The organism is Streptomyces sp. NPDC013455 (assembly GCF_040632975.1).
Classification (GTDB): Bacteria; Actinomycetota; Actinomycetes; order Streptomycetales; family Streptomycetaceae; genus Streptomyces.
On sequence record NZ_JBEYCX010000015.1, the window covers coordinates 62155 to 74082 of the forward strand.

At 72.9% G+C, this 11928-nt stretch carries 9 protein-coding genes; 4 read left to right on the forward strand and 5 right to left on the reverse strand.

Annotation, left to right across the window (positions count from 1 at the left end):
- Positions 1-265: 265 nt before the first annotated feature.
- Entirely contained in the window at positions 266-1087 is an 822-nt protein-coding gene (locus tag ABZ576_RS23475) for a TetR family transcriptional regulator (protein ID WP_360744052.1), read from the reverse strand.
- A gap of 160 nt (positions 1088-1247) precedes the next feature.
- On the reverse strand, positions 1248-3062 hold the full coding sequence (locus tag ABZ576_RS23480) for a 3-hydroxyacyl-CoA dehydrogenase family protein (RefSeq protein WP_360744055.1): 1815 nt from the start codon (positions 3060-3062) through the stop codon (positions 1248-1250).
- 417 nt (positions 3063-3479) lie between these two features.
- Between ABZ576_RS23480 and ABZ576_RS23485 the strand changes: the two genes are divergently transcribed.
- A complete protein-coding gene (locus ABZ576_RS23485) occupies positions 3480-4061 on the forward strand; it encodes an adenylosuccinate lyase (RefSeq protein ID WP_360744058.1) in 582 nt (193 codons plus the stop codon).
- Between the two features lie 7 nt (positions 4062-4068).
- Here ABZ576_RS23485 and ABZ576_RS23490 read toward each other — a convergent pair whose 3' ends face one another.
- A complete protein-coding gene (locus tag ABZ576_RS23490; protein ID WP_360744061.1) occupies positions 4069-4590 on the reverse strand; it encodes a GNAT family N-acetyltransferase in 522 nt (173 codons plus the stop codon).
- Positions 4591-5190: 600 nt separating this feature from the next.
- Between ABZ576_RS23490 and ABZ576_RS23495 the strand changes: the two genes are divergently transcribed.
- Positions 5191-5616 (forward strand): VOC family protein, encoded by a 426-nt coding sequence (locus ABZ576_RS23495; RefSeq protein WP_360744064.1) that lies wholly within the window; start codon positions 5191-5193, stop codon positions 5614-5616.
- A 267-nt stretch (positions 5617-5883) separates the two neighbouring features.
- Here ABZ576_RS23495 and ABZ576_RS23500 read toward each other — a convergent pair whose 3' ends face one another.
- Both ABZ576_RS23500 and ABZ576_RS23505 read right to left on the reverse strand, forming a co-directional pair.
- Positions 5884-7446, reverse strand: coding sequence for an alpha/beta hydrolase (locus tag ABZ576_RS23500; RefSeq protein ID WP_360744067.1), 1563 nt, complete (start codon positions 7444-7446; stop codon positions 5884-5886).
- A 159-nt stretch (positions 7447-7605) separates the two neighbouring features.
- The gene (locus tag ABZ576_RS23505; protein WP_360744070.1) at positions 7606-8649 is read right to left on the reverse strand and encodes an Rv2578c family radical SAM protein; all 1044 of its coding nucleotides are present in this window, start codon (positions 8647-8649) and stop codon (positions 7606-7608) included.
- Positions 8650-8784: 135 nt separating this feature from the next.
- On the opposite strand from ABZ576_RS23505, the gene ABZ576_RS23510 reads away from it, so the two are divergent.
- Entirely contained in the window at positions 8785-9228 is a 444-nt protein-coding gene (locus ABZ576_RS23510; protein ID WP_360744073.1) for an SRPBCC family protein, read from the forward strand.
- Positions 9229-9391: 163 nt separating this feature from the next.
- Complete coding sequence (locus ABZ576_RS23515) at positions 9392-11791, forward strand: MFS transporter (protein ID WP_360744076.1); 2400 nt, start codon at positions 9392-9394, stop codon at positions 11789-11791.
- Positions 11792-11928: the final 137 nt, after the last annotated feature.

Genomic DNA, 11928 nt, shown 5'->3' on the forward strand with positions numbered 1-11928 from the left:
GTCCGGGCGCGCAGGCCGTGGGCTTGCGGGGACAGCCGGCGAGCGAACGGTCTCTGCTCGCCGGCCGCCCGGACCCCTTCAACGTATGACACCGCGTGTCAGGTGACAAGGCACTGAGTGCCAGAACTTGCTCTCAGATGAAATCTTTACTTGACAAATGAGCGATGATCGATCGAACGCGGCGTCGAATCACCAAGAAAAGGGCCCCTGACATGGCAAAACGGCCACCCCGAAGGGTGGCCGTCATCACAGGTCCGGCGGAGCGTCAGCGCTCCTTCAGCGCCTCCTCGATCGTCCGCATGACCTCGTCCAGCGGCGCGTCGGTCCGGGCGACGGTCACCAGCACCTCGCCGTGCGCGGACGCCGTCGCCGCGGGGGGCGCGGCGGCCGGCCGCCCGGCGGGGCCCCGGCCGGCCCCGATGCCGGTGCCGAAGGTCTTACGCACGATCGCGAAGGCGTGGTCCAGCTGCGCCTCCACGTCCCCCTGGCCGCCCGCCCGCAGCCAGCGCCTGAGGACGTGATTGTGGGCGGTGACCACGGCCGAGGCGGCGACCTCGGCCAGCAGCGGGTCGTCGTTGGCGTCGTCGGCGTGCGCGTGCTCGTCGAAGTGGCCGAGCAGGTAACGGGTGAACAGCCGCTCGTAGCGGGCCACGGAGGCGATCTCGGCCTCGCGCAGGGTGGGCACCTCGCGCGTGAGCTTGTAGCGGGCCACGGAGATCTCCGGCCGGGCCGCGTACATCTTCATGACTTCCTTGATGCCCCGGCACACGGTGTCGAGCGGGTGCTCGTGCGCGGGGGCGGCGTTGAGGACCGCCTCCGCGCGGATCAGCGTGTCGTCGTGGTCCGGGAAGATCGCCTCTTCCTTGGAGCGGAAGTGGCGGAAGAACGTGCGGCGCGCGACGCCGGCGGCCGCCGCGATCTCGTCGACGGTGGTGGCCTCGTACCCCTTGGTCGCGAACAGCTCCATGGCTGCCGCCGCCAGTTCCCGGCGCATTTTGAGCCGCTGGGCGGCGGCGCGGCTGCCTGCGGCACTTTCCGGCGCGTCGGGCGTAGCTGGTGTACGTGAGGACTTGGCGGGCTGGGACATGACCCGAACGTACTGCATCCGCCCAGCCTGGTGCGCAGGTCCGGGCCGTCCCCCGCCCGTGGGGGGCGGGGGACAGCCGGGCCGGGCGGGCGGGGGAGGGTTCCCCGGGTCGAGCAGGCCGCCCCAGTCCGTCTCCGTCCGGAACCAGTCGCCGACGCCGTCAGCGGCGGGCATACTCGCGGAAGCCGCGGCCCGTCTTGCGGCCGAGGCAGCCCGCGGCCACCAGGTGCTCCAGCAGCGGCGCGGGGGCGAGCCCGGGGTCGCGGAACTCGCGGTGCAGCACCTTCTCGATGGCCAGCGAGACGTCCAGGCCGACCACGTCCAGCAGTTCGAACGGGCCCATCGGGTAGCCGCCGCCGAGCTTCATCGCCGCGTCGATGTCGTCGAGCGAGGCGTAGTGCTCCTGCACCATCTTGACGGCGTTGTTGAGGTACGGGAACAGCAGCGCGTTGACGATGAACCCGGCCCGGTCGCCGCAGTCCACGGCGTGCTTGCGGATCCTTCCGCAGACGTCGCGGACGGTCGCGTGCACGTCGTCGGCGGTCAGCACCGTGCGGACCACCTCGACCAGCTTCATGGCCGGCGCGGGGTTGAAGAAGTGCATGCCGATCACGTCCTGCGGGCGCGAGGTGGCGCGGGCGCAGGCGACGACGGGCAGCGAGGAGGTCGTGGTGGCCAGCACCGCGCCCGGCTTGCAGACCTTGTCCAGGGCGGCGAACAGCTGCCGCTTGACCTCCAGGTCCTCCGCGACCGCCTCGACGGCCAGGTCGACGTCCGCGAACGCGTCGTAGGAGCCGGCCGGGGTGATCAGCTCCAGGGTCCGGGCGGCGGCCTCGGCGGTCAGCCGGCCCTTGTCGACGGAGCGGGCCAGCGACTTGCCGATCCGGGCCTTGGCCGCCTGGGCCTTCTCCTCGCTGCGGGCGGCCAGGACCACCTCGTAACCGGCCTTGGCGAACACCTCGGCGATGCCGGAGGCCATGGTGCCCGAGCCCGCGACACCGACCGAGCGGACCTCCCGGCCGGCGGAGAGCGCACCGCCGGCCGCCGGGGTCAGCGCGTCCGGCACGACCGTGGCGCTGCCCGGCGCCTCGTAGGTGTAGAAGCCGCGCCCGGACTTGCGGCCGGTCAGGCCCGCCTCGCTGAGCTGCTTCAGGATCGGGGCGGGCGCGTGCAGCCGGTCCCGGGACTCGGCGTACATGGCCTCCAGGACCGTACGCGCGGTGTCGATGCCGATCAGGTCCAGCAGTGCCAGCGGGCCCATCGGAAGGCCGCAGCCGAGCCGCATGGCGGCGTCGATGTCCTCGCGGGAGGCGTACTTCGCCTCGTACATCGCCGCGGCCTGGTTCAGGTAGCCGAAGAGCAGCCCGTCCGCGACGAAGCCCGGGCGGTCACCGACCGCGACCGGCTCCTTGCCCAGCTCGATCGCGAGATCGGTGACGGCGGCGACGGCGTCCGGGGAGGTCAGCACCGAGGAGACGACCTCCACCAGCCGCATCGCCGGCGCCGGGTTGAAGAAGTGCAGGCCGAGCACGCGCTCGGGGCGTGCCGAGTCGGCGGCCAGCCGGGTCACGGACAGCGCGTTGGTGCCGGTGGCGAGGATCGTCTCCGGGCGGACGATGCCGTCCAGCGCGCGGAAGATCTGCTGCTTGATCTCGTACGACTCCGGAGCCACCTCGATGACGAGGTCGGCCTCGGCCGCCGCGGCCAGGTCGGTGGCGGTGCGGACGCGGGCCAGCGTCCCGGCACGCTCCTCCTCGGTGAGCCGGCCGCGGGCCACGGCGCGGGCGGTGGCGGCCTCCAGGGCGGCGACCGCCCTGACGGTCTGCGCCTCGCTGATGTCGATGCCGATCACCTCGCGGCCGGCCTTCGCGAGGACCTCGGTGATGCCGGTGCCCATGGTGCCGAGGCCGACGACGGCGATCGTCTTGAGCGGTGACAGCGGGGACAGAGGGGTGTCGGACAGGGGAGTGGCCATCGCGGGACTCCAGGAATGAGGGTGACGACGAGGAGCGCGCCGGGTGCGCCCGAGGGCGCACCACGGTGCGGGGAAACGAGTGCGGGTGTTGCCGGGCTGCGAGCGCACACGCCCGGTGCTGCCGGTGCCACGGGCGTGCACACGCCCGGCAACGGCGGGGTTCCCGACCGGCTCTGTCCCGAAGCCAGGTCGTACCGCGGTACACGACGTACCGAACCGACTGCTCTCCCGCCGCCGCGGAGGCGGGGGAGGTGTCTCCCCGGCGGCGGCCGCGTCACCAGACCGTCGCCAGCGGAGGAGCGAGGGTTACTCGCTCGTCTGAGCTTAACCGGCGGGTAACGAGCGCGCCAGCCCCCGTGGCGAGCCGACTTTGTGATGTGTCTCCCTCCGCCGCCGCAACCCGCCTACGCTGGCCCCGTGGACGTGGAGTTGCGATCGCTCACGGAGCGCTTACGGCAGGAGTCGGGCGGCTCGGCGGCCTTCGACCGCCTGCTGGCGACCGAGGACCACGACGCCCTGGCAGAGCTCCTCACCGCACCGGGACAGCCGCTCTGGGCCAGGGAACTGGCCGCGTTCCGCCTCGGCCGCGCGGGCGACCGGCGCGCCTTCGAGTCCCTGGTGCTGCTCCTCAACCACCGTGACCCGCCCCGCTGCGCCTCCGCCGCGCACGCCCTGGCCCGCCTCGGCGACCCGCGCACGGCCCGCGCCGCCGCCGCCCTCGCCACCAACGAACTCCGCGTCGCCTACGCCCTGCACCCGGTACGGCTCCTGGTCGCCCTGCGCGCCCCCGAGTCCGTGCCCGCGCTGATCACCACCCTGGAACGGCGGCTGCGCCCGCACGACCCCTACCGCCGGGTCGCCCTCGCCTGTGTCGAGGGCCTGGGCACGCTCGGCGACGCCCGCGCCCGACGGGTCCTGAACGAGGCCCTGGCCCACCCGGTACTCGCCGAGGCGGCCGTACACGCACTGGCCCGGCTCCCGCAGCAGCAGCCCGGGTGAGGCCCGGTCAGCAGCCGGCCGCCGCCCGCGCGTACCGCACCTCGGGCACGGGCACGCCGTCCGCCTCGAAGAACTCCTCGGCGCCGTCGGGCCGGAACCCGGCGCGCTCGTAGAACCGGCGGGCGGGGGCGTTGTCCCGCAGGACCCACAGCAGCACGCGCGGACAGGCGGAGCACCGCTCGACCGACGCGGCGAGCAACGCGCGCCCGATCCCGCCGCCGATGCCGGCCGGGTCGACGTAGAGCGCGTACAGCTCGGCGTCCGCGGTGCGGGTGCCGCCGTCCCGGTACGGGCCGTGCGCCGCCCACCCGACCACCGTGCCGCCCCGCTCGGCGACGAGGTTCACCACCGAGCCGTCGCCCTCGGCGAACCGTGTCCGCCGCCGGTCGGCGTCCGCGGTGACGCTCAGCCCGTCGAGGTAGGGCTGGGGCACGAGCCCCCGGTAGGCGTGCCGCCAGCCGCGGATCCGGATCTCCGAGACGCGCTCGCAGTCGGCGAGCCGCATCTCCCTGATCGTCAGGGGGGTCACGAGGACACCACCGCGAGGGCCTCGACCTCCGGGAGAGATGACGGCGCCGCCGGGGCGGCTCCGGGACACACCGGACACTGGATCCTCCGTCCCCGGGCGGAGCAGGAGGTGATCCAGCAGGCACGAGCCCGGGGAAATACCGAGGAGTGGAAGGAGCGGTACACACACCGGGCCGGTGTCGACGGCACCATCTCGCAGGGCGTCCGGGTTTTCGGCCCGCGACGATGCCGGTAGCACGGCTCGGCCAAGGCCCGGCTACGGCCCCGGGTCACCGCCACCGCGATGAACTTCCACCGCCCAGCGCCTGGTGGACCGACACCCCACGAGCCCGCACTCGCACATCTCATCTGGCAGCCCTCCGGCCGGCCGGGTGGAAATCGGACTGTCCGACAACGGTATCCGGCGTTGCCGTGACGCACAGTCAGGTACTAGGGTCGCTCAGGTGACTGCCGGGTCGGCCATGGGCCATACACGAGTGAGGCACCCGGCCTCGGCGTGAGCACGAGGCGGGCAAGAGCCCCGCCCTTTCTCCGCGTCTTCCTCCCTGCGCCCGTGCGCGACGCTCCACAGCGGATCCAAGACTCGGAGACACATCCACTCATGTCACGTGATGAGCACCGCCAGCATGAACCCGAATCGTCGGCCACCGTCCAGCTGAACCACACCGCCGTCTACGCCACGGACCGGCAGCTGTCGGCCGAGTTCATCGCGGCGATCCTGGGGCTGAAGGCCGGCGCCCCCTTCGGGCCGTTCCTGCCCGTCGATCTGGGCAACGGCGTGACACTCGACTATTACGAGAAGCGCGACGAGCCGATCCAGCCGCAGCACTACGCGTTCCTCGTGCCCGACGATCAGTTCGACACCATGATCGCCCGCCTGGAAACGGCCGGGGTCACCTACTACGCCGACCCCGGCCACACCGAGCCCGGCCGGATCAACCGCCTCTTCGGCGGTCGCGGTGCGTACTTCGACGACCCGGACGGCCACAACATGGAGATCATGACCCGCCCATACGTCCGGCCGTAGCAGGCCTCCGGGTGGCGCGTTGGGTCTTCCACGCCGTGTGATTCCCCAGTTCCCCCGCCCCGAGCCGACGCCTGGGTCCGCGAGGTGGCTGGGGAGCCATGGCGAACTCACACCCAGGGAAGTCGGCAGGCCGGGATCGGCCAACGGTGTCCACACGATGGCGGGGGCGGGGATGCGGGTCGGGCCACCGGGGGGCCGGGTCTGTTCGCTCACGGCTTCCTGGTGACCCCTCCCACCGCCAACGCCCCTGCGGGCCGGGCGCGTTGCCTACCGGCGGAAGCCCAGCAGGCCGTGCAGGGTCGAGCCGCGGGACGCCGTCGAGCCCGACTTCCCCTTCAGCGGCTTGGGATCCGGCGACTTGGCGCAGACCGCGTCGGCCGCCCCGGCGCCCCGGGGTACCGTGCCGCTGCTCAGATACGCGGCCAGGTGCTTGTCCAGGCACGTGTTGCCGCTCAGCGTGATGCCGTGGTTGCCGCCGCCCGCCTCGACCACCAGGCTGGAGCGGGCCAGCAGCCGGTGGACCGTGGTGCCCCCGGCGTACGGGGTGGCCGCGTCGTCGGTGGCCTGGAAGAGCAGCGCCGGCGGCAGCTCGCCGTTGGCGACGTCCACCGGCCGCCGCGAGGCCGTCGGCCAGAACGCGCAGGGCGCGTTGTACCAGGTGTTGCCCCAGGTCATGAAGGGCGCCTTGGCGTAGGCCTCCCAGGTGTCCGCGCGCCACCGGTTCCAGCTGCGCGGCCAGGGGGCGTCACGGCACTGGACGGCCGTGTACACGCTGTAGCCGTTGTCGCCCGAGGCGTCCACGGCGGCGAGGTTCTCGTACACCTCCACCAGCGGCCGGGTGTCCTTGCGGTGCGCGTAGGCCGCGAACGCCTCGGCGAGGTGCGGCCAGTAGCCGTTGAAGTAGCCGCCCGGCATGAAGGTGTCCTCCAGCTCGGCGGCGCCGACCCGGCCGCCGGCCGGCTTCCTCGCCAGGGCCGCCCGCATCTCGTACCACCGGGTCTCGACCCTCTCGGGGTCCCTGCCGAGCCGGTACCGCGCGTCGTACTTCGCGATCCAGGCCATCAGCGCGCGGTGGCGGTCGTTGAAGGCGTGGTCCTGGCCGAGGTTGTCCTCGTACCAGACGCCGGTCGGATCGACGATCGAGTCCAGCACCAGGCGGTGGACGCGCCGGGGGTACAGCTTCGCGTAGACCGCGCCCAGGTAGGTGCCGTAGGAGTAGCCGAAGTAGCTGATCCGCGGCGCGCCGAGGGCCCGGCGGACGGCGTCGATGTCGCGGGCCGCGCTGACGGTGTCCATGTGCGGCAGGACGTCGGCGTACTTGCGGCCGCAGGCGGCGGCGAAGGACCTCGCGCGGTCGAGGCTGGCCCGCTCCAGCGCGGGGGTGGCCGGCACGGGGTCCGGGCGCCGCGGCTTGAAGTGGCCGGGCGCGCAGTTCAGGGCGGGGGTGCTGCGCCCCACCCCGCGCGGGTCGAAGCCGATGACGTCGTAGCGGGCCGCCACGCTCTTCGGCAGCGCCGAGGCGACGAACCCGGCGAGCGTCAGCCCGCTGCCGCCGGGGCCGCCGGGGTTGACCAGCAGCGGGCCCTCGAAGCGCCGCGCGGTGTGCGGTACCCGGGACAGGGCGAGCGTGATCTGCCGCCCCGCGGGGTGCGCGTGGTCCAGCGGCACCTTCAGGGACGCGCACTGGAGTCGGGGATAGTCGGTGGTGCCGCACTTCTTCCAGGCGGGCTTCGGCACGGGAGCGGTGCCGGACGCCTGCGCGGGACGGGTGGTGAGCGAGCCCGCCATCACGGCGGCGGCCGCGCACAGCACGGCTGCGCGTTTTCTCATACGGGGTCCTCCCGGGACGGAGGTGTCGGAGAACCGCGAGGCTCGCGGTCCTCGCCGGATCGTCCCGGTGTGGAGGCCCTGAAGAACGTGTTCCTCCGATACTTGACCCGATTGAGCCGTGGGATGCCCTCTAGGGGGTGCCCGGCGCCGCGGACCCGATCACATGAGGCTGAGCTGGGTCGGTTCGCGGTCGGCCGGGGGCGTGGCGGGCGCGGCCGGGCGGATCCGGCGGGCCGGGCCCGCGTGCGTGGGCCCGATGCCGTACTCCTGCGCCAGCTCGTGCACCTGACGGGTGATCCGGCGCTGGTACCACTTCGGTGCGTAGGCGCCCTCCGCGTACAGCCGCTCGTAGCGCCGCACCAGGTGCGGGTGATGCCGTCCGAGCCAGGCCGTGAACCACTCCCGGGCGCCCGGCCGCAGATGCAGCACCAGGGGGGTGACGGAGGTGGCCCCGGCCGCCGCGATCGCCCGCACCGTCGCCCGCAGCTGGGCCGGGTGGTCGCTGAGGAAGGGGATCACCGGCGCCATCAGCACCCCGCAGCCGATCCCGTGCTCCCCGAGGGCGCGGACGACGTCCAGCCGGCGCTCCGGTGCGGGTGTGCCCGGCTCCACCGTGCGCCACAGCTCGCCGTCCAGGAAGCCGACGGAGACCGAGATGCCCACCTCCGTCACCTCGGCCGCCCGCACCAGCAGGTCCAGGTCGCGCAGGATGAGGGTGCCCTTGGTGAGGACGGAGAACGGGTTGGCGTGGTCGGTGAGCGCGGAGATGATGCCCGGCATCAGCCGGTAGCGGCCCTCGGCGCGCTGGTAGCAGTCGACGTTCGTGCCCATCGCCACGTGGTCGCCCTGCCACCGCCGGGAGCCCAGCTGGCGGCGGAGCACCTCGGGGGCGTTCACCTTCACCACGATCTGGGTGTCGAAGCCGATGCCCGTGTCCAGGTCCAGGTAACCGTGCGTCTTGCGGGCGAAGCAGTAGACGCACGCGTGCGTGCACCCGCGGTAGGGGTTGACCGTCCACTCGAACGGCATGCGCGAGGCCCCCGGCACGCGGTTGAGGACCGAGCGGGCCCGGACCTCGTGGAAGGTCATGCCGCGGAACTCGGGCGTGTCGAACGTACGCGTGGTGACGGCGTCCGCGCCGAACAGCGCGGCGTCGCCCGCCCGTCCGTTCTCACCGTCCTCCGTGAGGTTCTCCCAGCGCATGACGCCTCCTCGTTCTCGCCCGGCCACAGATTAGAACATCTGTTCCCATGATCGTGCGAGCCCCGATTTGGGCGGCCGGGCGCCGGGGTGGTTGGCTTGCCCCAACCCCGAGCAACCAGGTCCTGGAGGAACGCAATGGCGCAGGTCGAGGCCACTACGGAGCGGGTCGTCGCGGCGGACGCGGAGAAGGTGTTCGACGCCCTCGCCGACTACCGCGGCACGCGGCAGAGGCTGCTGCCCGAGCACTTCAGCGAGTACGAGGTGCGCGAGGGCGGCGACGGAGAGGGCACCCTCGTCCACTGGAAGCTCCAGGCCACCAGCAAGCGGGTGCGCGACTGCCTGCTGGACGTCGACGAGCCCACCGACGGCGAGCTGGTCGAGAAGGACCGCAACTCCTCCATGGCGACCACCTGGCGCGTCACCCCCGCCGGCGAGGGCAGGTCGCGGGTCGTCGTCACCACCACCTGGCAGGGCGCCGGCGGCATCGGCGGCTTCTTCGAGCGGACGTTCGCCCCCAAGGGCCTCGGCCGGATCTACGACGCGCTGCTCGCCAACCTCGCCGCCGAGGTCGAGAAGTAGCCCGAAGGGCCCTCCGGTGAAGGGGCGTTGAACCCCCGGTTGACCCCTTCACCGGTTCGAGTGGATCCCCGCCCCGTAGCGGGTGGTGCCGTAACTCGCCGCAGTTGTTCGCAGTTGTCGCCTTACGCGGGAAATGTGACAGATGCGACGAGGGGAGCGGTCCGTGGGCGGGACGACACTGGTGAAGCACGAGCCGGTCGTGGCGCCGGCCGCGGAGGAGCAGGCCGCCGCCGCGCCGCCGCCCCCGGCGCCGGACGGCGCACTCACCCCGCGCCGGGTCCGGCTCGTGTTCTTCGGGCTGATGCTGGCGCTGCTGCTGGCCGCCCTGGACCAGATGATCGTCGCCACCGCGCTGCCCAAGGTCGTCGGTGAACTGCACGGCCTGGACCGCATGTCCTGGGCGATCACCGCCTATCTGCTCACCTCCACCATCGGCCTGCCCCTGTACGGCAAGCTCGGCGACCTGGTCGGCCGCAAAGCCGTCTTCCAGTTCGCCATCGCCGTCTTCGTCCTCGGCTCCGCCCTCGCCGGCCGGGCCGGCAGCATGGACCAGCTGATCGCCTTCCGCGCCCTCCAGGGCGTCGGCGCGGGCGGGCTCATGATCGGTGTCCAGGCGATCATCGCCGACATCGTGCCGCCCCGGGAACGCGGCCGGTACATGGGCCTGATCGGCGCCGCCTTCGGCCTCGCCTCCGTCGCCGGGCCGCTGCTCGGCGGCTACTTCACCGACCACCTCTCCTGGCGCTGGTGCTTCTACATCAACATCCCCTTCGGCCTGGTGACCCTCGCCGTCGTCACCGTCGTGCTGAAGATCCCCCGGCCGCGCGTGCGCGCCCGCCTCGACGTCCCGGGCGCGCTGCTGCTCGCCGCCGCCTCCACCTGCCTGGTGCTGCTCACCAGCTGGGGCGGCACCGAGTACGCCTGGGGCTCCCGGCAGATCCTCGGCCTCGCCGCCGGTGCCCTCGCCGCCGGTGTGCTCTTCCTCGTCGCCGAACGCTTCGCCGCCGAACCCGTCATCCCGCTGCGGCTGTTCCGCGACTCCGTCTTCACCATCAGCGGACTGGTCGGCCTGGTGATCGGCGTCGCCCTGTTCGGCGCCGCCAGCTATCTGCCGACCTTCCTGCAGATGGTCGACGGGGCCAGCGCCACCGAGTCCGGGCTGCTGATGCTGCCCATGATGGCCGGGGTGGTCGGCACCTCGATCATCGGCGGCCAGCTCATCAGCCAGACCGGCCGCTACAAGATCTTCCCCGTGCTCGGCTGCGCCGTCTCCGCCGCCGGCATGTGGCTGCTGTCCCGGCTGGAGACCGACACCCCACGGCTGCACTACAGCATCTGGATGGCCGTGCTCGGGGCCGGCATCGGCCTGGTGATGCCCGTGCTCGTCCTCGCCGTGCAGAACTCCGTGCGCCCGGCCGACCTCGGCACCGCCACCAGCGCCAACAACTACTTCCGGCAGATCGGCGGCAGCGTCGGCGCCGCCGTCTTCGGCACGCTCTTCGCCGACCGGCTCACCGACGCGCTGCGCCGGGAACTGCCCCCGCGCGCGGGCACCGGACTGCCCGACGCCGACTCGCTCACCCCGCAGCTCGTCCACGCGCTGCCGCCGGCACTGCGCGACGCCTACATCCGCGCCTACGCCGACGCGATGCCCCGGATCTTCCTCTACCTCGTCCCGGTGCTCCTCGTCGGCCTGCTCATCGCCTTCTTCCTCAAGGAGAAACCACTGGTGTCCCACAACACCGCCGAAACGGAGCCGCAGGCCGTGACCGCTCCGATCCCGCACGCCCGGGTCTCGTACGCCGCCGGGATCCCCGTCTGCGGCACGGTGCAGCACCCGGACGGCACCGTGGTGCCCCGCGCGGCGCTCACCCTCATCGACGTCACCGGACAGCAGATCGGGCGGGGCGCCAGCGGAGAGGACGGGCGGTACGCGCTCAGCACGCCCGGCTCCGGGGCGTACGTGCTGATCGCCGCCGCCGGCGGACACCAGCCGCAGGCCGTCTCGGTCACCGTCGGCGAACGCCCCGTCGAACTCGACGTCGTCCTCGGCGGCGCCGGCCGGCTCGCCGGCAGCGTGCGCACCGCCGACGGCAGCGCCGTCCGGGACGCCACCGTCACCCTGACCAACGTGCACGGCGAGGTCGTCGCCGCCACCCGCAGCGGGCGCGAGGGCGGTTACGTCATCACCGAGCTGGTCGCCGGCGAGTACACCCTCGCCGCCAGCGCCCCCGCCTTCCGGCCCGCCGCGCTCCCGGTCACCGTGCAGGCGTCCCGGGAGACCCGGCAGGACATCGAACTCGCGGGCGGCGCCGTGCTCAGGGGCACCGTCCGGGCGAGCGGCGGCCGGGCCGTGGAGGACGCGCGCGTGACGCTCCTCGACGCCGCCGGCAACGTCGTCGACACCCTCACCACCGGAGCGGACGGCAGCTTCCGGTTCGTGGACCTCTCCTCCGGCGAGTACACCGTCATCGCCGCAGGTTACCCGCCGGTCGCCACGGTGCTGCAGGTCGCGGGCGGTGGCCGCACCGAGCGCGATCTCCAGCTGGGCCACGAGGACTGACCGGTCGCGCCGGGTCGTGCGCCGGTGTCAACCGGTGAGAGCAATTCCAGGATTGCCACACATCGCGATCGGCGGTCGCCGTACCGTAGTGGCGGGCGGCACAGATCGTTTGCGGACAGCCGTGGGGAGAAAGGGCC